Raw genomic sequence first — 21,402 nt, forward strand, 5'->3', positions numbered from 1 at the left:
GGTGCCTTTCTCACGAATGGTACGGGCGCGGGGCGCCGGTCATCGGGCTGACCGGGGTTCATGACGTCGTGGCCAGGTAGGCACGGGCCCGCTCCCGCAGGGCGTCCAGGTCACCGCCGGACGCCGCGTCGCCGATCAGCGGCCCCCCGACGCCGACGGCGATCGCGCCCGCGGCGAGGTAGCCGGGCGACTCGGCCAGGCCCACCCCGCCGACCGCGACGAACGGAAGGTCCGGGAACGGGTCGCGCAGCGCCTTCAGGTACGCCGGCCCGCCCAGCGAGGCCGGGAAGAGCTTCACCGCGGTCGCGCCCTGCCGGACCGCGGCGTACGCCTCGGTCGGGGTGAGCGCCCCGGCGGCGACCGCGAGCCCCCGGCGGACCGCCGCACCGATGGAGTCGACGACCCCGGGGGTGACGACGAACTGCGCACCGGCCGCGACCACGTCGGCGACGTCGGCCTCGGTGAGCACGGTGCCGGCGCCGACCAGCGAGCCCGCCGGCGCGTCCGCCCGGATCGCCGCGATGGCGTCGAGCGCGCCGGACGTGGTCAGCGCCACCTCCAGGACGCGCACGCCCTCGGCGAGCAGCGCGGTGCCGGTGGCGATGGCGGCGGCGGTGTCCGTGCCCCGGATGATGGCCAGGAGCCGGGTGGTGGTCAGGGTCTCGGTGAGGTCGCAGGTCATGGTCACCATTCCGCGAAGGAGCCGTCCGGGTGCCGCCAGATGGGGCCGCGCCAGGCGTGCCCTCTCTTGTCGGCGGAGCGGACCGCCTGCTCGTCGATCTCGATGCCCAGGCCGGGCGCGGTGAGCCGCTCGACGTGTCCGGCCACGAAGGTCAGCGGGGTCTTGTCGAGGCAGTAGTCGAGCACCTCGGCGCCCAGGTTGTAGTGGATGCCGATGCTCTGCTCCTGGATCAGGTAGTTCGGCGTGGCGAAGCCGACCTGCAGGCAGGCCGCGAGGGCGATCGGGCCGAGCGGGCAGTGCGGGGCGAGCTGCACGTCGTACACCTCGGCGAGCGAGGCGATCTTGCGTACCTCGGTGATGCCGCCGGCGTGCGAGAGGTCCGGCTGGGCGACCGCGATGCCGGCCTGGAAGACGGGCAGGAACTCCTGCCGGCTGTAGAGCCGCTCCCCGGTCGACACCGGGACGGTGGTCGAGCGGACGAACTCGCCGATGAGGTGCGAGTTCTCCGGGACGACCGGCTCCTCCAGGAACAGCGGCCGGTACGGCTCCAGCAGCGGCGCCACCCGGCGGGCGTTGGCCAGCGTGAACCGCCCGTGGAAGTCGACGGCGACGTCACGGTCGTCGCCGAGCACCTCCCGCGCGGCGGCCACCCGGGCGACCACGCCGTCCAGCTCGGCGACCGACGCGACCGGGCTCATCCTGCCGGAGGCGTTCATCTTGACCGCGGTGAGCCCGGCCTCGACCTGGGCGGCGACGTGGTCGCGGACCTCGCCGGGCTCGTCACCGCCGACCCAGCCGTACACCCGGATCCGGTCACGGACCGGGCCGCCGAGCAGTTGGTGCACCGGGGCGCCGAAGTGCTTGCCGGCGATGTCCCAGAGGGCCTGGTCGAGGCCCGCCACGGCACTGGCCAGGATCGGACCGCCCCGGTAGAACGAGCCCTTGGTCAGCACCTGCCAGTGGTCCTCGATGCGCAGCGCGTCCCGGCCGACCAGCAGCTCCGCGAGCTGGTGCACGGCGGTGCGGACGGTCTCGGAGCGCCCCTCGCAGGTGGCCTCGCCCCAGCCGACGATCCCGGACTCGGTCTCCACCCGGACGAAGAGCCAGCGGGGGGCGACGAGGAAGGTCTCGATGCGCGCGATGGTCGTCATGTCGGTCAGCCCTTCGTCGCGCCGGCGGTGAGCCCCGAGACCACGTACTTCTGCACGAACAGGGCGATCACCATGATCGGCAGGGTGACCACGGTGGTCGCGGCCATCAGGCCGCCCCAGTCGATGCTGGCGTAGCCGACGAAGTCGAAGATCGCCACGGGCAGGGTCTTGGTGTCGGCGTCGGAGAGCACGAGCGCGAACATGAAGTTGTTCCAGGAGAAGATGAAGGACAGGATCCCGGCGGTGGCGATGCCCGGCACCGACAGCGGCAGGGTGATGCGCCGGAACGCGCCGATGTGGGTCAGCCCGTCGACCAGCGCCGCCTCCTCCAGCTCCTCGGGCAGGCTGTCGAAGTAGCCCATCATGATGTAGACCACCAGCGGCAGCGAGACGAACATGTGGCTGATGATCAGCACCCCGAAGCCCCCGACCATCTTCAGGTTGGAGAAGACGTAGTACCAGGGCACCAGGAGCGAGACACCGGGGATGACCCGGGCCATCAGCACCACCAGCGCGGACTTCTTCATGTTGAACCGGCTCATCGAGTACGCCGCCGGCAGCCCGAGGACCAGCGACGCCACGGTGGCGGCGAACGCCACCCAGAGGCTGTTGACGATGAACTCGACGTAGTTCGCCTGCTGGAGCACCTTGGCGTAGTTGTCCACGGTGGGCGCGAAGGACAGCGCCTTGCCCGGGTCGTAGATGTCGACGTTGGTCTTGAACGACGCGGCGATCATCCAGACCAGCGGGGCGAGCAGCGCGAGCACCACGAAGGTGAGCGCCGCCACCCGGAACACCTGGTACGCGGGTCGGGGCTTCATCGCTTGGCCTCCTTGCGCCGGGCGGTCAGGGCCCACATCGCCCCGATGATGATCAGGAAGAAGAGGATGAGGACGGTGGAGGAGACGCCGTACTCGTTGTAGTCGAAGCTGAGGCCGTAGGCGTACACGTTGAGGGTCTCGACCTCGTGGAAAGACCCGCCACCGCGGCCCTTCGTGGCGTAGAGGATGTCGAAGGTCTTCAGCGCGTCGATGCCGCGCAGCAGGATCGCCACCGTCAGCGTGGGCATCAGCAGCGGCAGGGTGACGTGCCGGAAGCGCTGCCAGGTGCTGGCGCCGTCGATGCGCGCCGCCTCCTGCGGCTCCTCCGACAATGAGGTGAGCCCGGCGAGCAGGATCAGCACCACCATCGGCGTCCACTGCCACACGTCGATGAAGATCGTGGTGGGCAGGGCCGTGTGCTGGCCGGCGAGCCACGGCTGCGGGCCGATGCCGACCCAGCCGAGCACCTGGTTGGCCAGGCCGATGTTCGGGTCGAAGATGAGCCGCCACATCATGCCGACCGCGACCGGGGTGGCGACGAGCGGCATCAGGATGGCGACCCGGACCCAGCGCTGCCCCTTGAACGGCCGCCAGAGCAGCAGCGCGACCGCCATCCCGAGGACCACCTCGAACAGCAGCGCGACGACGGTGAACGTGGCGGTCCGTCCGACGGCGGGCCAGAACCGCTCGGTGTCCGAGAAGACGTCGAGATAGTTCTGGAGGCCCACGAACTCGCTCTCCGCGCGGACGGAGCCCTCGGCGTCGGTCAGGCTGAGGTAGCCGGTCCAGGCCAGCGGGAACACGATCAGCGCGGCGACGAAGGCCATCGCGGGCGCGGCGAAGAGCCATTTGCGGTGGTCGTTGGCCCAGCGCGCCCAGCCGGGCGTGTCCGGGGCGGCGGCGGGGGCGCTGCGCGGCGTCTTGGTGGTGATCGTTGCCATGAGGTCTCCAGGGGTGGGCCGGGCCGGCGGGGACGCGGGCGGCGGGGCGCTCGGCCCCCCCGCCCGCGTGCGCGGCCTACTTGGCCTCGTCGTCCAGGAACTTCTGGAACGCGGCGTTGGCCGTGTCGGCGGCCGTCGCGGCGTCCTTGCCGGTGATCGCGTCGACGAGCGGCTGACCGACGATCTCGCGCGCCTCGGCGACCTTCACGACCAGCGGCCGGTCATGACCCACCCCGGCCTTGGTGCTGGCCGCGATGGCCTCCGCCAGGTCCTTCGGGAAGGTCGAGGTGCCCTCCGGGTTGTCCCAGACGGAGGTGCGGGCGCCCGGCACACCGGACTTCTGCTGGGCGAGCGTCTGCTCCTTGCTGGTGGCCCACTCGATGAACTTCCAGGCGTTGCCGGTGTTCTCGGAGGCGGAGTTGATGCCCAGCGCCCACGACGGGATGTTGTACGGCTTCGAGCCGCCCGGGCCGGCCGGGAACGGCGCGAAGCCGACCTTGCCCGAGATCTTGGACTTGGCCGGGTCGGTGGCGTTCTTGTAGAGCGAGTTCGCCTCGGTGTAGAAGGCGGCCTTGCCCTGGGTGAAGATGGCCATCGCCTCGGGCCAGCCCATGTCGGTGCTGACGTTCGCCGGGCCGGAGTCCTTGATCAGGCCGCCGTAGTAGGCGTACGCCTGCTTGGCCGCCTCGCTGTTGACCGCGGCCTTGCCGCCGCCGTCGACGAAGTCGCCGCCGAAGCTGTACAGGAAGCTGGAGAACTGGGTGACCGCCGCCGACTTGCCGGTGCGCGCGACGAAGCCGGCGACACTCGGGTCGGCCTCCTTGACCTTGGCGGCGGCGGCCTTCAGCTCGTCGAGGGTCTTCGGCGGGGCGCTCAGGCCGGCCTTGGCGAGCAGGTCCTTGCGGTAGTAGAGGACCTCCTGCTCGGTGATGATCGGGACACCGACCGGCTTGCCCTCGTACGCGGTGGCCTCGACCGGTCCGGCCTGGAAGTCACCGAAGTCGAAGGCCTGGGACTTCACCTGCTCCGACAGGTCGGCCAGGTACTTGTTCTTGGCGAAGAGCTTGCCCTCCTGAAGAGGGCGGTACATCATCACGTCGATGTCGGACGAGCCGGCGTTCAGCTTGACGTTGTACTGGTCGGAGAGCTGGTCCTCGCCGAGCTGGGTGATCTCGACCTTGAGCCCGGTCTGCTTCTCGAACGCGGGCAGTGCCTGCTTGACGTTCTCCGTCCACACGTGGTTGGCCAGGGTGACCCGGACCGTCTTGGACGCGTCGTCGCCGCCACCGCCACCGCCACAGGCGGACAGGCCCATGGCGGCAACCACGGCCAGAGATGTACCGAATATTGATCGACGTCGCACGTCATCTCGCCTTTCTGTCATGGCCGCCGCCCCCCGGAAGGGCGCCACACTCTCGTAACATCTGCTTAATGCCGGGATGCTAGGACAATAAAGCTGATTTATTCAAGAGTAGACCTCCAACTGATATGCTTTATGTCGTGAATCGGTCCTCTCCAGAGGGTGCACCCACCCAGCACGCCCCTGCCGAGTCCGGGCTGCACGCACGCGTCCTCGACCACCTCGGCACCGCCATCTGCAACGGCGACGTGGCCGCCGGCTCCGTCCTGAGCATCGACGACCTGGTCGACCGCTATCAGGTCTCCCGCTCGGTGATCCGCGAGGTGCTGCGGGTGCTCGCGTCCATGGGCCTCATCGAGACCCGCCGCCGGGTCGGCATCATGATCCAGCCCCCCGAGGCGTGGAGCGTGTTCGATCCGCAGATGATCCGCTGGCGGCTCGCCTCGGACGGGCGGATGGCGCAGATGCGCTCGATCACCGAGCTGCGGACCGCGATCGAGCCGCACGCCGCCTGGCTGGCCGCCGAGCGGATCAACGACGACGAGGCGAGCGAATTAGTGGGGCTCGCGGCCAAGATGTGGGCCGCCGGGAAGGCCGGCGACGAGGCCCGCTTCCTCGACCTGGACATCGACTTCCACCGGCGGGTGCTGGCCGCCTCCGGCAACGAGATGTTCACGAAGCTGCAACTGATCGTCGCCGAGGTGCTGGCCGGCCGGCACCACTACCACCTGATGCCGCACTACCCGGACGAGCGGGCGCTGCAACTGCACACCGACGTGGCCCAGGCGATCCAGCGGCGCGACGGCGAGCGGGCCCGGGAGGCCATGGTGGGGATCATGGAGCAGGGATTCGCCGAGATGAAGACGATGTGGGAACGGACCGGAGCGGACTAGCGCCGGGCACGGCTCACGGCGCCGCGAGCCGTGCCCTACCGGAGGTGACCGGGCGGCTCCACCGCCGCGGGGACGCGGGCCGAGATGCCCGTGCCGGCGCCGGGCTCCGACTCGATCTCCAGCGTTCCCGACAGGCCCTCGATCCGCTGCCGCATCGCGACCAGCCCGAACCCGGGGCGAGCGGCGCCGCTCCCCAGCCGGGCCGGGTCGAAGCCGCCGCCGTCGTCGCGCACGTCCAGCGCCACCTCGTGTTCCAGGTACGACAGCGTCACCCCCACCCGGGTCGCCCGCGCATGCTTGGCCACGTTGGCCAGCGCCTCCTGCGCGGCCCTGAGCAGCGCGACCTCGGCCTCCGGCCGCATCGGCCGCGCCGTGCCGGTCGTCGTGACCTGGACCGGGATCTCGTGCAGCGCCGCCCAGCGGCCGGCCACGTCCGCCAGCGCCTCGCCCAGCCGCGCCGTCCGCAGCGGCTCGGGACGCAGCGCGTCCACCGACCGCCGCGCCTCCGACAGGCTCTCCCTGGCCAGCCCGGTCGCGGCGGCGAGGTGCCGGCGCCACCGCGCCGGATCGTCCTCGGCCTGCTCGGCCGCGCGGAGCTGGCTGATGATGCCGGTGAAACCCTGCGCCAGGGTGTCGTGGATCTCGCGTGCCATCCGCTGCCGCTCGTCGTGCACGCCGGCCTCCCTGGCCTGGGCCACGAGCTGCTCGTGCAGGGCCGCGTTCTCCGCCAGCGTCTCCTCCAGCCTGCGGTTCGCCTCGCGCGTCTCGTCGAGCGCCCGCACGCGCTCCTCGTTCTGCTCGTCGCTGCGCCGGGCGTACCAGGCGAATCCGCACATGGGGATCACGTTCGCGGCCACGACCGCGGCGTACGTGACCAGCCCCATGGGCGTGCCCAGGTCCACGGCGTACGCCTGCGCCGTGCCCGCCACCACCGCCACCCCGCCGACGCCCGCCTGCCGCCACGGCCAGGGGAGGACCCGGAACGCGTAGATGTAGCCGGCGGGCGTGAAGAACCCGAACCATGGGGCCCTGACCACCAGGACCGCCATGATCACGATCAGCACGGCGACGAACGCCGCCATCACCGGCGGGCGCTCCCGCCAGGCGGGCCGCAGCGTGAAGACCCCCAGCATCCACACGGCCGCCAGCGCGCACAGGGCCAGGTCGATGAGCGGGGACCGGCCTTGTGCGTCCCTGATGGCCACCGTGACGACGGCCAGGCTCGCCAGCAGGGTGTACGGGACGACGCCGGTCACCGCCGGCGACCGGCGCGGCGCGGCACCGTCCATCCGCCCGCTCCTCCATGGCTCGTGCTTCCCCGTGGACAATCTAGCCACGGCCGGCGCGTTCACGGTCGCCCGATCAGGCGGGCCGTCAGGCGGGCTGTCAGGCGGGCGGTTCGACGGCCAGGGCGTGCCGGAAGACGCCGCGCGGGTCCCAGCGGGCCTTGACCTGCTGGAGACGGGGGTAGTTGTCCTTGTAGTAGAGCGTTCGGCCCGGCACGCCGGAGGTGTTCCAGGCCGGATCGACCAGGTCGGTGTCGGGATAGTTGATGTAGGAGCCGTCGCTGACCTCGCCGGGCACCGGCACACCGCCGGTGCCGGCGTACACGTCGCGGTAGAGGGCGCGGACCCAGGCGAGGTTGGCCGCGTCGTCGGCCGCGTCCGTCCAGGTCGTCTGGTAGACCGCCTTCATGACCACGTCACGCTGGGCGAGCGCGGTGGCCCCCGGCGGCACCGCGCGCACCTGGCCGCCGTAGCCGATGAGCAGCATGCCGGAGTCCTGGTGGCCGGTGGAGTTCGTCAGGTTGCGGTGGACGGCGGCGATCTGCTCGCCGGTCAGCGAGCGGCGCAGGTAGCCGGCCTTGATCTTGTACCGGCGGGCGATCGCGTCGCCGGCCTCACCCGTGCCCGGCCAGGTCATCATGTGCAGCCACGGCATCGTCCGCCGGGTGTCGACGATCGGTTCGACGCCGGTGCCGGCGGTCAGCTCGGACACGAAATCGGTCACCAGGCCCTGCGCGCCGGGCAGGCCGGCGTCGATCTGCGCGGCCAGCGAGAAGTAGCTGGCGTTGCGGTGGCTCAGGAGGAAGATCGCGTACAGGCCGGCGGACCGCGAGCCGGGCGCGCTGTTGCGCTCGTGCCAGGTGCCGAAGTTGCGCACCAGCCTGGTGAACGCCTGCTCGGTCATGCCCTCCCAGGACCAGGCCAGCACGCATTCGAGCATCTCCCGCGGCGAGGCCGGCAGCAGCCGGGACGGGTCGGTGCCGGTGGCGCCGGGCGAGCGCAGCCAGTAGCGGGTGACCACCCCGAAGTTGCCGCCGCCACCGCCGGTGTGCGCCCACCACAGGTCGTGGTGCGGGTCGTCCGGCTCACGGGTGGCGACCACCGCGCGGGCGGTGCCGTCCCGGTCCACCACCACGACCTCCACGGCGTACAGGTGGTCGACCACCGAGCCGTACCGGCGTGACAGGGCGCCGTACCCGCCGCCCGCGAAGTGCCCGCCGGCGCCCACCCCCGGGCAACTGCCCGCGGGGATCGTCACGCCCCAGCCCTTGAACAGCGTCTTGTACACCTGACCGAGCGTGGCCCCCGGCTGCACCGCGAACGCCCGCATCGCGGGGTCGTAGCCGACCTCGTCCATCGGGGAGAGGTCGATCAGCGTCCCCACCGCCGGGTCGGCGGTGAAGTTCTCGAAGCAGTGGCCGCCGCTGCGCACCGCGACGCGTCGCCCGGCCCGCACCGCCTCGGCCACCGCGCGCACCACCTGATCGGTCGAGCCGGCCACGCGGATCTCGTCCGGCCGTCCCGCGAAGCGGAAGTTGTTGCCCCGCAGCAGGCCGTCGTACCGCGGGTCATCCGGCCGGATCCGCACCGGCCCGAACACCGCCGGCTCCGCGGCCGCCGCCGGACCGGACAGTCCGGCCCCCAACGTGCCTCCCGCCACGGCACCCGCACTGGCGAGCAGCGCACGACGACTCACCTGGTTGCGCTCTGACCGACTCATCGCGATCCTTCCGACTCCGGTTCCCTGACGACCGGGCGTTCTCACCGTCCCAGCACCCGGGCCGGGCGCACATCGGCCGATCACCTGGGACGGGGGCTGAATCATCACCCCACCGGGCGGCCGAGCCGGATCCACCGATCGGCTGACCGGGATCAGATGATCTCGAGGTTGGCCATCATGCCCATGTCCTCGTGCTCGGCGTTGTGGCAGTGGAAGAGATAGCGGCCGCGGTAGCCGTCGAAGCGGGTGATGATCTCCGCCGACTCGCCGGGCCGCAGGGAGATGGTGTCCTTGAGGCCGGCGTCGTGGGGGAGGGGCGGCCGGCCGCCGCGGGTGAGCACGCGGAAGGCGGCCAGGTGGAGGTGGACGGGGTGGTGGACGTCGGCGATCAGCCGCCACACTTCGACGTCGCCGAGGCGGACGGTGACGTCGGTGCGGGCCGGGTCGAACGGGAGCCCGCCGATCAGCCATCCGTGCTCGCCGCGCATGCGCCCGGTGCGGAAGGCGAAGTCGCGCACCCTGACCGCGTCGGACCGGCGCCAGGCCGGCAGGTCGGTGGCCAGGGTGGCGGGCACGCGGCTGTCGTCGCCGGCGGCGCGGGCGATGCGGAAGGCCATCACGTCGCGGGTGCGCCCGGAGCCCAGCCGGTTGACGAGGGTGACGCGTCCGCCGACGGGGACGGCCGAGAAGTCGATGATCACGTCGTGGCGTTCGGCGGGGGCGATCGGCAGGAGCCGGTGGGTGACCGGCGCCGCGAGCAGCCCCTGGTCGGCGCCGATCTGGACGAGGTCCAGCCGGCGTCCGTCGTCGGTGACCGCTTCGAGTTCGTAGTGGCGGGCGTTGGAGGCGTTGAGGAGGCGCAGCCGGTAGCGGGCCGCCTCGGCCTCGTGGACGGGCCAGGGGGCGCCGTTGACCAGGATCACGTCGCCGAGGACGCCGGCGAGATAGGGCTCGCGGACGCCCGGCCGCTCGCGCAGGGCGGGGTCGAGGGAGGGGTAGCCGAGACCGCCGTCGGCGGTGAACGCCCGGTCGGTGATCATGAGGGGGAGCTCCCGCGGGCCCGCGGGCAGGCCGAGCGCGTCCTCGGCGTCGTCGCGGACGATCTGCATCCCGGCCAGGCCCCGCCAGATCGCGGGGGCGGTGAAGTCCATCCGGTGGTCGTGATACCAGAGCAGCGCCGCCCGCTGGTCCAGCGGGAACGTGTAGTCCCGGGTCAGCTCGGTCCGCACCGCCCGCGGATCACGCATGCCGTGTACCGCCCCTGCGTGTACCGTCCCTGCGTGTCCCGCGCCGTCGTGTCCTGGCCAGGCTTCGGGCAGGACGAGGTCGGTCGGGTAGCCGTCGGACGCCGCCGGGGTGCGGCCGCCGTGCAGGTGCACGACGGTCGGTACGGGCAGGTCGTTGCGATGCGTCACGATGATCGGCCGGCCCCGGCGCGACTCGATCGTCGGCCCCGGGAAGGTGCCCTCGTACGTCCACAGCGGCGTCCGGATCCCGGGCAGGATCTCCGCGCTCGCCTCGCGCTGGGTGATCTCGTAACGGTCGGCACCGCCCGAGGCGCCGACCGGCGCCAGCACGGCGGGGATGGGCAACGGCACCTGGAACGGCGGCGGCAGCGGCACGGCGCTGCGCAGTTCGGCACCGGTGAACGGCGGGCGGCGGGCCAGCGCGGCCGAGGCCGACAGCCCGGTGGCCGCCATCAGCCCGAGCGCCCCGCCGATCCCCAGCACCCGCCGCCTGCCCAGGCCATGGGCGCCGCCGGATCGCTCGTCCTGGTGCTCACGCATCGCCGGCCTCCCGCCGCTCCGGTCGCCGCCGCAGGGGCCGGCACCACACGGCGATGAACAGCACGACGAGCGCGGCGACGGTCATGACCCCCAGCGGGAGGTGCAACCACAGCGCGCCGTCCAGGCCCGCGAAGTACTGCACCGTCTCGGCGGCCACCACCGCCGACGTGGCGAGCAACGGCCAGACCCGGCGCAGCCGGACCCAGACCACGATCGCCACGACCACCTGCGCCAGGCCGATGGAGGTGACCACGTCGGCGCCGGCCACATGCCAGCGCAGGCCGTCGTAGTCACCGCTCAGATAGACCCCGGCGAACACCGGCTGAGCGACGATCGCCACCGTGTGCGCGCTGACGACGGCCCGCAGCACCCACCCGATGGGACTCGCGGAGACCATGAGACGTCCTCCTCACTCTGCTCCCGGTTGGAAGGCGTCTCCGAGGTTATGATCGGTGAGTTATCTTGTCTAAGATCAATATCGCTATGTCGTTATGTCGTGGCCGGCATGACCCCTGTCAGTGAGGCGTACCGCCGCATGGATCTCCACACGCTCAGGCAGTTCCTCGTGGTGGCACGGCTGGAGCACCTCAGCCGCGCAGCCGACGAGCTTCACGTCGCCCAGCCGTCGCTGAGCCGCACCATCGCCAGGCTGGAGAGCGAACTCGGCACCTCGCTGTTCGACCGGGCCGGCCGGCTCCGGCTGAACGACGCCGGGAAACTCTTCCGCGATCACGTCGAACGCTCTCTCGGTGAGCTCGACGCGGGCCGGCGGGCCGTCGCCGAGACCGCCGCCGAGGGGTACGGCACCGTGAGGCTGGCGTCGGAGACCTTCCTCACCCTCACCGGGCCGCTCGCGGCGTACAAGCTGGCCCATCCCTCCGTCGAGGTCGAGCTCCACCAGATGCCGGCCGAGGAGATGGCCCGCCATCTGCGCGCCCAGGACATCGACCTCTGCGTCGCCTCACAGCCGGTCCCCGCCGAGGGCCTGGAAGCGGTGCACCTGTTCGACGAGCCGGTGTGGGTGGCCGCGCCGCTCGATCATCCGCTGGCCGGCCGCGCCTCGGTGAGCATCGACGAGCTCGCCGACGAGCCCTTCCTCACCACCCGCAAGGGGCACTGGCAACGCCGGCTGCTCGATCTGCTCTTCACCGGAAGGGGCCTCACCCCGAAGATCGTCTGTGAGGGCGACGAGCCGGCCGCCATCCATGCCCTGGTCAGCGCCGGGCTCGGCATCGGTCTCACCCCCGACATCGCCCAACGCGCCTCCACCCGCTCCCTCGTCGCCTGGGTCGCCGTCGACAGCCCCGACTGCCGCCGTACGCTCACCCTGCTGTGGGGCGCCGACAGTCGGCTCTCGAGCGCAGCCCGCCTGATGCGCACCACGATCACCGGCTGGAACTGGGTCACCGGCGAACCGCAGGAGCCGCGCGCGCCTGCCTGATCCGCACGCACTCACTCGTGAGAGGGAGGGCCAAGATCGCTCTCTCCGGCGATTACTTCCGGACCGGCGAAAATAAGGATTGAGGCCAGACAAACCTCCGAGGAGCCTCATGAACCCCCGTATCGCCTTCATCGCCGCCCCGCTGCTCGTCCTGGCCTACGGAGTGATCCGCATCCTCGACGGGCTCGACGGCGCCCGCGGCCCCGGCCTCGCCTGGACCACCGGCCATCTCGCCTTCATGGCGGCCCTGGTCCTCTTCGCCTCGACCTTCGTGCAGATGCGCCGGATGGCCGGCCGGAACACCCTGTCCACGGTGTGGACGGGGCTGGGCATCGCCGGCATCCTCACTCTGCTCGCCCAGTTCGGCATCGATGTGGTGCTCGGCTTCATGGCCGCCGACCACGCCGCGCTGGGCGCCCTCTTCGACCAGGTCCAGGCCGTTCCCGGGCTCTCCCTCGTCGTCTACGAGGGCGGCCCGCTCCTCTTCTTCGTCGGCCAGATCGCGCTCGTCACCCAGCTCGCCGCCCAGCGTCTCGTCAGGGTCTGGACGCCGATCCTGGTCCTGCTCGACTGCGTCGTGCCGTTCGTCGAGAAGGACCTCATGCCGCTCGGAGCCATCCTCCTGCTCATCTCCTTCGCGCCCCTCGCCGGCCGGACCTCCCCGGCCCCCGTTCCCGCCCACGCCTGACGGGAAGGCCGGCTCCGGCACCCGGCTTGGAGACCATGCCGGCCCGCTCTCACAGCCGGAGCGGGTGGGGCGAACGCCGCTCCTCGTCCCCGGAGGGGCCGCCCTGGTCACCGGGGCGTTCGGGCGGCGTCAGGAAATCCTGGAGCTCGCGGTGCCGGAACTGGTACGTGGCCCCGCTGACCCGCAGCAGCCGCGCCTCGCAGGCCCAGTCGAGGAAGGTCCACAGCCGCAGCGGGAGCAGGCCGCGCCGGGCCGCGACGACCAGGCCGATCATGGTACGGGCCCAGGCGATCGCGCCGAAGGCGAACCCGAAGGTCACGCCGCCGATGAGCGCGCACACCAGTGACGTGACCACGTCCTGGTTGATCACGAACACCAGGAAGGCGGCGACACCGCCGGTGAGGCCGAAGGCCAGCCCGATCGTCGGGTTGCGGTGCAGGGCCTCGCGCGGGTGGGCCAGCTCCGCGTCCTTGCTCCAGCCCCCTGTGGTGATCTTGAAGAGGACCCCGAGCGCGAAGGCCAGGGCGAAGGCCCCGGCGACCCCCACGGCCAGCGGCGCCGGGCCGACGTGGGCCAGCCGCAGCGGTGGCAGGCCGGTGAGCGCGCCGCACAGCCCGAAGCCCAGCGGGGTGACGGGGTCGGCGCGGATCGCCTCGGACACGATCACGCGCTCGGCGCCCCGCCGGCCGGCGGCGGTCAACCCGATGACCGCGCCGAGCACCAGCCCGCCGATCCCGCCCGCGACGACGGCGAAGGCGGGGCCGAAGACCCTCCCCTCGGTCAGGACGAGCCCGGCCAGGCCGCCGAGCACCCCGACGGGGAGCCCGGCCAGGGCGCCCAGCAGGCCGCCCATCACCCGCCGCTCCCGGGGGACGTTGGTCCGCCCGCCGGCGGCGGCCGGCCACGGCGACAGCGCCAGGCCGGTGGCGATGCTCACCCAGCCCGCCATGAGCGCCAGGGTGAGCGCCTGTTCCGAGCCGAGCCCGGCACGCAGGTCGCCGGGACCGTCGACCGCCGACCCCGTCCAGAACGCCAGCATGGCGATCACCGCGAGGAGCACGCAGCACAGGCAGTGCAGCACCCGCACCCGGCGCCGCCCGCCGATCGGCCACAGCAGGTGGGGGACGATGTCGATCGCCGTCAGGCCGGGCGGCGGCCGGTCCGACTCGGCGGTGTGGGCGGCCTGCCAGCGCAGGTGGGCCGCCAGGTGCACGAGCCACGACCGCACCTGGGCGGGCTGGTAGCGAGTGCCGTGGGCGGTGCGGGGCGTGAGATCGGTCGCCGCCGGGACGTACGCCTCCAGCAGCCGCCTGGCGATGCGCGCCGCGCCGTCGCGGGGACCGGCGTCCGGGTCGGCGCGCAGCAGCTCGCCGGGGTCGGCGCCGGACTCCACGGCGGTCGCGGTCAGCAGCAGCCGCCACGGTGTGGCGAGGGCGGTGTGCACGGCCTGCCCCGCCGGCCCGGACAGCGCCGCGCGGATGCCGTCGCGCCGGGGCGCGCACCGATGACCGTCCGGCCAGCGGGCGCGCAGGTAGGTCGTGATCTGGTCGGTGGTCAGGTTGCGCAGATGGATCCGGGCGGCGTTGTCGAGCCCGGCCCCGGCTTCGCGCAGCTCGGCGTGGCGGTCGGCGCGGCAGGTCACGACGACCGCCCCCGGGCGCCGCCCGGACAGGTCGCTGTAGCGGTTGAGCTCGCTCAGCAGTCCGATCGCCCGGCGCGGCGGCCCCGTCGACGGCTCGGGGTCGAGCTCGTCGAGGCCGTCCACCACCGGCAGCACCCGGCGGTCCCGCACCAGCCACAGCGCGTCCTTGAGCGCGAGCCCGAAGTCGTGGGCGAGCTGCTCGGCCAGCCAGGGTTCGAACGGCCTGCCCAGGGTCCAGCGGGCGGCGTTCAGGCGCACCGGCACGACCTGCCGGTGACCGTGCCGGTGACCGGGGCGGCCGTCGGCGGTCAGCAGGGGGTCGAGGAGCTGCAGCACCAGCTCGATGGCGAGCACCGTCTTGCCGGCCCCCGACTCGCCCACGACCAGCAGGCGCTGCGGGCGCAGGCCGCTGAAGAACCGGCCGATCGAGTGCAGATCGTCCGGCGAGTCGCCGGGGATGTCGTCGCGGCGGACCGAGCCGGCGTGCACCTGGAAGGAGACGGGCGCGAGGCTGTAGCCGCCGAGCAGCCCCCTGCGCGCCCTGTCCTCCTCCCGGACCACGCGCCGCGACAGCAGCTCGAGCACGTGATCCGGCCCGGGAAGGTCCGTGCTCTCCACGGCCGGCACCGCGGGCTCCGGTGCGGTGTGCTCGCCGGCGTCGGCATCGGCGTCGGCATCGGCCGGGGCCGCGGCGCCGCTCCCCGGTTCCGCCAGGGCCGCCCTGGCGGCCCGCCAGCGTTCGAGCTCGCCCGGGATGAGCTCGGCCGGATGGTCGCAGTAGCGCAGGCAGGCGGTGACGAAGGCGCGCACGAAATCCCACCGCGGCAGCCGGTCGGTCTGCCGCAGGACGTGCGACGTCGTGCTCTTCGGCAGCGCGTCGACCGTGACCCCGTCGGAGGTCACCGTCTGGCCGGCGAGTGAGCGCAGCCTGCTCAGGGACGGCTCGCCCGCCCACTGCTTGAGCCGGACCAGCGACGCGACGAAGTCCGCCGGGCTGCGCGCCGCGGCGGGATCGGGTGGACGGGGACGCTCTTCGGTCATCGACGTCCCGTCCTCACCAGCGACCACGTGTACCTTCCCTTGGCGCGTTGCGGCCAGCGGCCGTCCGAGCACACGCCCTCCAGCGTCTGGACGTGACGTGACTCCATCAGGAAGTTGCGCGCCTCGTCGGCCTCGACCAGCTCCCGGCCCACCGCGATGGGCACGAAGCCGTGCCGGGGGATGTAGACCCATCGGCCGCGATCCCAGTCGTAGGGATCGAACCACCGATGGCGGATCGTGCCGGACACCCGCACCTCCGGTCCTTCCCGGGTCAGCACGAACGAGCCCTGCGAGCGCAGCAGGCTCATCCTGCTGACGTAGAACAGCTCCGTACCGATGAAGGCGTTGATCCGCGCGTCCCAGTAGTCGCGCAGCCAGCTCGACTCCCCGTCGCGCACCAGCCCCGCCTCCCGGGCGAGCTGCCGCTCGAACCGGCGCTGGTTCTTGCGTTCGGCCTTCTTGATCACTTTGAACGAGCGCAGCCACCGGGGTGACATCGTCCTGGAGGCGCCCGCGCCGTCCATGAAGTGTTCGAGGAAGTCGGACGCGATCGGGTGGAACTCGCGCCCGCCGTCGACGATCGAACGGAACAGCGTGACCAGTTCCGGGACGGGCCGGCCGGTCCGTCGCCGTAGACCTCGCAGGAACATGCTCGCTCTCTCCGTGGTGGGGCAGCGGTCATGGACACGTCTGGCGGTATTCCTCCTGTCGCACGTAGATCCTCCATTCCTCGCGGGTGAGGGAGCGGCCCGCGTTGGCGCAGGCCGCGGCCACCAGATCGGCGGGCGCGCGGACGTTCCACAGCCGCGCGGTGCCATCGCCCGAGGCCGTGACGACGGTCGTGCCGTCGCGGCCGTAGGCGAGCGCGGTCACGCCCTTGGTGTGGCCGGTCATCGGAGCGCCGAACTGCCGGTAGGTCCGCAGATCCCACAGCCGCACATTGTCGTCGATGGAGCCGGTGGCGAGAATCTCGCTGTCGGGGCTGAACTCGAGCGCGCTCGTCGCGGTGCCCGGGATGATCAGGGCGACGCCGATCGCGCGGCGCTGCGGCACGTCCCACAGCCGGATGGTGTGATCGGCCGCCGTGAAGGCCAGCCTCCTGCCGTTGGGGCTGAAGGCGAGGTCGTTGATGAACCCGCCGTCGGCCATGGACGACGGCCCCGGGATCTCGCGGCGGGTGGCCACGTCGAAGAGCCGCACCCGGTTGTCGAAGCCGGTGGTCGCCAGGATCGAGCCGTCCGGGCTGATCGCCATCGCCGTGATGATGTCGGTGTGCCCGGGGACGCGCAGGCGCGGCCCGATCTCGCGGCGGCTCGCGACGTCCCAGAACGCGATGGCCTCGTCCTGCTCGACGGCCGCGAACGTGCCGTCGGCGCTGAGTGCGGCCACGCCCTTGAGGGTGTTGTCGCGGGCGATCTCGCGGCGGCTCGCGATGTCCCAGAGCCGCAGGCCGTCGAGGTGGGAGGTCAGCAGCGTGCGCCCGTCGGGGGTGAAGGCGATCATGGTCACGGAGCGGCGCGCCCCCTTGGGGACCAGCGGGGGGCCGACGGGCCGCTGTGTGGCCACGTCCCAGAGCTGGATCGCGGGATCCAGCGGGTCGCGCACGCCGGCGGCCAGGGTCCGTCCGTTGGGGCTCAGCGCGACGGTCCCCTGCGCGCGCATGAGGGTTCCGAGCTGCAGGTGGGTCTGCGGGTCGGCCAGCCGTACGACGCCGTCGTCGCTGGCGGCGGCCAGCAGCCTCCCGTCGGGGCTGAACACCACGCGCTCGACGCCGGCGTAGTTGTCGCGGAGCGAGAGCACCTGTTGCCGGCTGGCCGTGTCCCACAGGACGGTACGGCCGCCGCTGCCGCCGGTGACGACGCGGGTGCCGTCGGGGCTGAAGGCGACCGAGCTGAAACCGTAGACGCTGTCCTTGAGCGAACCCGTCTGCCTGCGCGTGGCCACGTCCCACAGGCGGGCGGCGCGCTCGTAGCCCACGGTCGCGAGGGTGCTGCCGTCGGCGCTCAGGGCGACGTCGAGAATGTCCCCCTTGTCCCCCGCGAAGGGGGCGCCGAGCCGGCGGGACGTGGCGACGTCCCAGAGCCGTACGGTGTCGCCCATGGCCGCGACCAGCGTCTTCCCGTCCCGGCTGAACACCACCCGCCGGACCATGCTCTTGAGCTGCACCCCGTCGTCGAAGCGGCCCATGGGAGCCCCGTGCGGACGGTGCGTGGCCGCGTCCCACTGCCGGACGAGACCCCTGAAGTCTCCCGTCACGAAGGTCTTCCCGTCGGGGTTGTACGCGATCGCCGACACGACCTCCCTGAGCTCGATCGGGGCGCCGATCTGCCGCCGCGTGGCCACGTCCCAGAACCGGACGGTGCTGACGCACGCCGTGGCCAGCGTCCGGCCGTTGGGACTGAAGGCCACGCGGACGCTGGAGCACTCGAATTTCGGCCGGCTGATCGGTGCGCCGATCTGCCGCCGCGTCGCCAGGTCCCAGAACCGCGCGGTGCCGTCGTCGCTCCCCGTCGCGATCATCGAACCGTCGGGGCTGAACGCCGCGTCCATGACGCCCCTCGTGTGCCCGGTGAGCCTGCCCCGGCCGGTGCGGGTCGCCGCGGACAGCACGCGGTTGCGGGCCTCGTCGGTGTCGGCGATCCGCCACGCCGCCACGGCCAGCATCGAGGACAGGGCGGTGTCGCCGGTGACCTCGCTCTGCGCCGCGAGCTGACGGGAGGTCGCCACCTTGCGCTGCGCGTCGGCGTCGTTGGCCGCGTTGACGGCGGTGCCGGCCGCGACGAGGGCGAGCGCCGACAGCACCGCGAGGCCGGCCATGACGAGCCGGCGGCGGCGGCCCGCCCGCCGCGCCTCCCGGGTGGAGGCCGCCACGAAGCCCTCGACGGTGGGGCCGGGCGGCGGAAAGCTGTCGGGGTCGCGCTCCCAGCGGGGCCGGTTGTCCTCGACGGCCAGCAGCCGGGCGCCCCGGTAGAGGAAGGCGGGGTCGCGGTGGTGCTCGGCCCACTGCGCGGCGGCCTCGAGGAGTTGGTCGTAGACGGCCTGCGCGGCGAGGTCGGGCTCGAGCCACTGCCGCAGCGTTGGCCAGGCGGTCAGGAGCGCGTCGTGGGCGATCTCCGCGGTGTCCTCGTGGAGGGTGAGCAGGCGCCGGCCGGCGAAGGCCGACAGCAGCGCCTCGACCCGCTCGCGCTCCACCGCCGAGCGGGCGGACGCGGCGGCGTGGACCTCGGCCAGCGTCGCCCGGCGCCGCGCCACCTGCCCGCCCGCGGTGATCAGGGTCATCCGCCGGAAGATCCGCAGCGCGCTCTTGCGATCCTCGGACGACAGCCGCCCGAGGACCTCGTCGGCCGTACGGCGCACGGAGTCGCGGACCCTGCCCGATTCCTCGTAACCCCGGACGGTCAGGGTGCCGTTCTCCCGTCGTTCCCAGGTGTTGCGCAGGGCCTGCGAGAGCAGGGGCAGGGCGCCGGCCTCGTAGCGGTCGCCGGCGCCCAGCTCGGCGAGGATGGTCTCCACCAGGCCGGGCTCGATCCCCAGGCCCACCGAGGCCGCCGGGCCGGTGATGGCCAGCCGCAGGTCCGACTGCGTCATCGGCTCGACGATGACCTGGCCGTCCTGGATGGCCTCGGCGAAGGAGGGGTAGGCGGCGCAGCGGTCCCAGTAGTCGGCGCGCACGCCGACGATCACCGCGGCGCCGTCGGGGCCCTCGGCCAGGGAGTGCAGGGCGCGCACGAACGCCTGGCGCTCCTGCTCGTCGGTCACCAGGGTGAACAGCTCTTCGAACTGGTCGACCACCAGGACGAGACGGCCGCCCGCCGGGAGGGCCTCGGACAGTGCCCGCCGCGGATCGTCCCGCAGCCGCTCGTCCACCGTGTCGGCGCCCACGCCGAACGTCTGCGCCCACCCCGCGGCGAGCGCGTGGAACGGCTTCGCGGTCGGCGTGACGAGCACGCGCGGCCACCGCTGTGACCCGTCGACCGGCAGCAGGCCCGTCGCCAGTGCCGGCATCAGCCCCGCGCGCAGCAGCGACGACTTGCCCACCCCCGAGGCGCCCGACACCAGCAGGATGGATCCGTCCTCCGTCAGGCGGCGGGCCAGGCGGTCGAGGAGGTTGTGCGTCGCCCGCGTGCGCCCGAAGAACAGCGCGGATCTGCCCGTCTCGAACGGAACCAGACCCTGGTAGGGGGACACCTCGTCGGCACGGCCCGCGGGCAGCCGGGCGAGGTGGCTCCGGAGCGGCCGGAGGTCCGCCGGAGCCTCCGGCTGCGCCTGTGACCGCGGCCGGCGATGGCCGCCCCCGTCCAGCTCGCCCATGGCGTTCATTCTGGCTAATCGCGGCCATGCCCATCAATGGCGTTTCCGCCTGGAAACCCGGCTCGCCGTGATCCGGAAGGCAACGCCCGTTGACGCCGGTCGGCCCGTCGCGTGCCGTCCGATTCCGTGCGATGTCGTCCGACCAGTGGCTTGAACGGCCCGAACACGGTTTCGATGGACGTGCTGTCCGCATCGACCAGGACGGCGATGACCACGGGGGTGTCGACGATCAGCTCGCAGAGGTTTTCTTCCGATGCCGAGCCATCCTTGAGGGAGCTGTTGCGAGGGTGGCGAGAGCGCGCATTGCTGACCCAGGAGGAGCTCGCCGAACAGGCCGGCCTCAACGTCCGGACCGTTCGGCGGCTGGAGAGGAGTGGGCTCAGGCAGCCTCGTACCGCGTCGATTCTGCGGTTGGCGAAGGCGCTGGACCTGGACGGCGAGGAGCGGGCGATGCTGGCCGCCGCCGCTCGCGGCCTGTCCGCGCCCGCCGGAGGCGATCAGCCGGACGGGATCGGGCCGCCCCCGGCGGGCGTCACCGTCCCCCGGCAGTTGCCGGCCGACGTCGCGGCCCTGGTGGGGCGGGAGCGTGAGCTGGCGATCTTGGAGGGACCCCGGAACCCGGGCACGGTGACGGTCCTCTCCATCGACGGCATGGCCGGGGCGGGCAAGACGGCGCTGGCCGTGCACGCCGCCCACAGGCTCGCCCCCCGCTTTCCCGACGGGCAGATCTTCGTGCACCTGCACGCCCACGCCCAGGCGATGGCCCCGGTCGAGCCCGGCGAGGCCCTCGGCCGCGTGCTGCGCGTCCTCGGCGTCCCCGGCGCGGAGGTCCCCGGGCACCTCGACGACCGCGCCGCGCTGTACCGCAGTGTGGTGGCCGGCCGCCGGCTCCTGATCGTGCTGGACGACGCCGCCGACGAACGCCAGATCCGGCCGCTGCTGCCCGCCGGCCCGGACAGCCGGGTGATCGTCACCAGCCGCCGGCGCCTGACCTGCCTGGACGACGCCCGCTGCCTGTCGCTGGACCTGCCGCCGGTGGCGGAGGCGGTCGCCCTGTTCACCGTCATGGCCGGGCAGGAGCGGATCGCGGGCACCCCGGCCGACGTCCTGGCCGAGGCCGTACGGCGTTGCGGGCTGCTGCCCCTCGCCCTCCGCATCGCCGCCGCCCGGCTCCGGGCACATCCCACCTGGAGCGTGCGGCACCTGCTGGACCGGCTGACCGGCGACCGGCTGGCCGAGCTGACGATCGGACGGCACAGCGTCACCGCCGCCCTGGACCTGTCCTACGACCGGCTGCCGGCCCTGGAACGGCGCGCCTACCGGCTGCTGGGCGCGCGCGTCCGCACGGACTTCGGCGTGGACACGGCCGCCGCCCTGCTGAACACCACCACGACACGGGCGGGACGGACACTGGACCGGCTGTCGGACGCCCACCTCCTGCGGGAGCCCGCCCCCGGTCGCTACCGCTTCCACGGCCTCGTCCGCGACCACGCCTCGGCCCGGCACTCGGCGGAGCCCGAGCCCGACGAACCCCGGCGGCACCGCACGGGGCACGCCCACCTCACCGCCGACTTCGGCGGGCATCGGACGTGGAACGAGCGGCCGTGGCGGGCCGGTCTTCCGGGAGGATGATCAGGG

Annotated in this window: 16 protein-coding genes; 4 read left to right on the forward strand and 12 right to left on the reverse strand. The window is 72.7% G+C overall.

The genetic code is table 11. The annotated features are described in order from the left end of the window. Positions 1-58 precede the first annotated feature (58 nt). The 5 genes from AB0I15_RS32255 to AB0I15_RS32275 all read right to left on the reverse strand — a co-directional run bounded on the left by AB0I15_RS32255 (position 59) and on the right by AB0I15_RS32275 (position 4,922). Complete coding sequence (locus tag AB0I15_RS32255; protein WP_358103463.1) at positions 59-682, reverse strand: bifunctional 4-hydroxy-2-oxoglutarate aldolase/2-dehydro-3-deoxy-phosphogluconate aldolase; 624 nt, start codon at positions 680-682, stop codon at positions 59-61. Positions 683-684: 2 nt separating this feature from the next. Then, the gene (gene dgoD, locus AB0I15_RS32260; RefSeq protein WP_358103466.1) at positions 685-1,833 is read right to left on the reverse strand and encodes a galactonate dehydratase; all 1,149 of its coding nucleotides are present in this window, start codon (positions 1,831-1,833) and stop codon (positions 685-687) included. Between the two features lie 5 nt (positions 1,834-1,838). After that, positions 1,839-2,654 (reverse strand): carbohydrate ABC transporter permease, encoded by an 816-nt coding sequence (locus AB0I15_RS32265; protein WP_358103468.1) that lies wholly within the window; start codon positions 2,652-2,654, stop codon positions 1,839-1,841. Beyond that, the gene (locus AB0I15_RS32270) at positions 2,651-3,595 is read right to left on the reverse strand and encodes a sugar ABC transporter permease (protein ID WP_358103471.1); all 945 of its coding nucleotides are present in this window, start codon (positions 3,593-3,595) and stop codon (positions 2,651-2,653) included. The genes AB0I15_RS32265 and AB0I15_RS32270 overlap by 4 nt, the downstream gene beginning before the upstream one ends. 76 nt (positions 3,596-3,671) lie before the next feature. Continuing rightward, positions 3,672-4,922 carry a sugar ABC transporter substrate-binding protein gene (locus tag AB0I15_RS32275; protein ID WP_358103474.1) on the reverse strand — a complete coding sequence of 417 codons (1,251 nt, stop codon included), beginning with the start codon at positions 4,920-4,922 and terminating at the stop codon, positions 3,672-3,674. 173 nt (positions 4,923-5,095) lie between these two features. On the opposite strand from AB0I15_RS32275, the gene AB0I15_RS32280 reads away from it, so the two are divergent. Beyond that, positions 5,096-5,848, forward strand: coding sequence for an FCD domain-containing protein (locus AB0I15_RS32280; RefSeq protein ID WP_358103477.1), 753 nt, complete (start codon positions 5,096-5,098; stop codon positions 5,846-5,848). A gap of 35 nt (positions 5,849-5,883) precedes the next feature. Here AB0I15_RS32280 and AB0I15_RS32285 read toward each other — a convergent pair whose 3' ends face one another. From AB0I15_RS32285 to AB0I15_RS32300, 4 genes are all read right to left on the reverse strand, one after another. Further along, a complete protein-coding gene (locus AB0I15_RS32285) occupies positions 5,884-7,137 on the reverse strand; it encodes a sensor histidine kinase (protein ID WP_358103480.1) in 1,254 nt (417 codons plus the stop codon). 97 nt (positions 7,138-7,234) lie between these two features. Next, entirely contained in the window at positions 7,235-8,854 is a 1,620-nt protein-coding gene (locus AB0I15_RS32290) for an FAD-binding protein (protein WP_358103483.1), read from the reverse strand. A gap of 152 nt (positions 8,855-9,006) precedes the next feature. Then, complete coding sequence (locus AB0I15_RS32295) at positions 9,007-10,641, reverse strand: multicopper oxidase family protein (RefSeq protein WP_358103486.1); 1,635 nt, start codon at positions 10,639-10,641, stop codon at positions 9,007-9,009. Beyond that, complete coding sequence (locus AB0I15_RS32300) at positions 10,634-11,038, reverse strand: hypothetical protein (protein ID WP_358103489.1); 405 nt, start codon at positions 11,036-11,038, stop codon at positions 10,634-10,636. The genes AB0I15_RS32295 and AB0I15_RS32300 overlap by 8 nt, the downstream gene beginning before the upstream one ends. Before the next feature lie 108 nt (positions 11,039-11,146). Here AB0I15_RS32300 and AB0I15_RS32305 point away from each other — a divergent pair, with 108 nt between their 5' ends. Together AB0I15_RS32305 and AB0I15_RS32310 are read left to right on the forward strand one after the other, a co-directional pair. Beyond that, positions 11,147-12,082: a LysR family transcriptional regulator gene (locus AB0I15_RS32305; protein ID WP_358103492.1), complete on the forward strand. Its 936-nt coding sequence runs from the start codon at positions 11,147-11,149 to the stop codon at positions 12,080-12,082. A 109-nt stretch (positions 12,083-12,191) separates the two neighbouring features. Beyond that, a complete protein-coding gene (locus AB0I15_RS32310) occupies positions 12,192-12,770 on the forward strand; it encodes a hypothetical protein (RefSeq protein WP_358103495.1) in 579 nt (192 codons plus the stop codon). A gap of 49 nt (positions 12,771-12,819) precedes the next feature. Here AB0I15_RS32310 and AB0I15_RS32315 read toward each other — a convergent pair whose 3' ends face one another. From AB0I15_RS32315 to AB0I15_RS32325, 3 genes are read right to left on the reverse strand one after another with little or no spacing between them, the layout of a single operon-like run. Next, entirely contained in the window at positions 12,820-15,453 is a 2,634-nt protein-coding gene (locus AB0I15_RS32315; RefSeq protein ID WP_358103498.1) for an NACHT domain-containing protein, read from the reverse strand. Beyond that, positions 15,450-16,103 (reverse strand): hypothetical protein, encoded by a 654-nt coding sequence (locus AB0I15_RS32320; protein ID WP_358103501.1) that lies wholly within the window; start codon positions 16,101-16,103, stop codon positions 15,450-15,452. Before AB0I15_RS32320 ends, AB0I15_RS32315 begins: the two co-directional genes overlap by 4 nt. A 28-nt stretch (positions 16,104-16,131) precedes the next feature. Then, positions 16,132-19,764: an AAA family ATPase gene (locus tag AB0I15_RS32325; RefSeq protein WP_358103504.1), complete on the reverse strand. Its 3,633-nt coding sequence runs from the start codon at positions 19,762-19,764 to the stop codon at positions 16,132-16,134. Between the two features lie 207 nt (positions 19,765-19,971). Here AB0I15_RS32325 and AB0I15_RS32330 point away from each other — a divergent pair, with 207 nt between their 5' ends. Further along, positions 19,972-21,396, forward strand: coding sequence for an NB-ARC domain-containing protein (locus tag AB0I15_RS32330; protein ID WP_358103717.1), 1,425 nt, complete (start codon positions 19,972-19,974; stop codon positions 21,394-21,396). Positions 21,397-21,402 lie beyond the last annotated feature (6 nt).

Source organism: Nonomuraea sp. NPDC050643 (assembly GCF_040654715.1).
In the GTDB taxonomy this organism is placed as follows: Bacteria; Actinomycetota; Actinomycetes; order Streptosporangiales; family Streptosporangiaceae; genus Nonomuraea.

What these genes read in the sequence shown, in the direction of transcription:
- AB0I15_RS32255 (WP_358103463.1), bottom strand. Translation starts at nt 682, where the DNA reads ATGACCTGCGACCTCACCGAGACCCTGACCACCACCCGGCTCCTGGCC.
- dgoD (WP_358103466.1), bottom strand. Translation starts at nt 1,833, where the DNA reads ATGACGACCATCGCGCGCATCGAGACCTTCCTCGTCGCCCCCCGCTGG.
- AB0I15_RS32265 (WP_358103468.1), bottom strand. Translation starts at nt 2,654, where the DNA reads ATGAAGCCCCGACCCGCGTACCAGGTGTTCCGGGTGGCGGCGCTCACC.
- AB0I15_RS32270 (WP_358103471.1), bottom strand. Translation starts at nt 3,595, where the DNA reads ATGGCAACGATCACCACCAAGACGCCGCGCAGCGCCCCCGCCGCCGCC.
- AB0I15_RS32285 (WP_358103480.1), bottom strand. Translation starts at nt 7,137, where the DNA reads ATGGACGGTGCCGCGCCGCGCCGGTCGCCGGCGGTGACCGGCGTCGTC.
- AB0I15_RS32290 (WP_358103483.1), bottom strand. Translation starts at nt 8,854, where the DNA reads ATGAGTCGGTCAGAGCGCAACCAGGTGAGTCGTCGTGCGCTGCTCGCC.
- AB0I15_RS32295 (WP_358103486.1), bottom strand. Translation starts at nt 10,641, where the DNA reads ATGCGTGAGCACCAGGACGAGCGATCCGGCGGCGCCCATGGCCTGGGC.
- AB0I15_RS32300 (WP_358103489.1), bottom strand. Translation starts at nt 11,038, where the DNA reads ATGGTCTCCGCGAGTCCCATCGGGTGGGTGCTGCGGGCCGTCGTCAGC.
- AB0I15_RS32305 (WP_358103492.1), top strand. Translation starts at nt 11,147, where the DNA reads ATGACCCCTGTCAGTGAGGCGTACCGCCGCATGGATCTCCACACGCTC.
- AB0I15_RS32310 (WP_358103495.1), top strand. Translation starts at nt 12,192, where the DNA reads ATGAACCCCCGTATCGCCTTCATCGCCGCCCCGCTGCTCGTCCTGGCC.
- AB0I15_RS32315 (WP_358103498.1), bottom strand. Translation starts at nt 15,453, where the DNA reads ATGACCGAAGAGCGTCCCCGTCCACCCGATCCCGCCGCGGCGCGCAGC.
- AB0I15_RS32320 (WP_358103501.1), bottom strand. Translation starts at nt 16,103, where the DNA reads ATGTTCCTGCGAGGTCTACGGCGACGGACCGGCCGGCCCGTCCCGGAA.
- AB0I15_RS32325 (WP_358103504.1), bottom strand. Translation starts at nt 19,764, where the DNA reads ATGGGCGAGCTGGACGGGGGCGGCCATCGCCGGCCGCGGTCACAGGCG.
- AB0I15_RS32330 (WP_358103717.1), top strand. Translation starts at nt 19,972, where the DNA reads ATGACCACGGGGGTGTCGACGATCAGCTCGCAGAGGTTTTCTTCCGAT.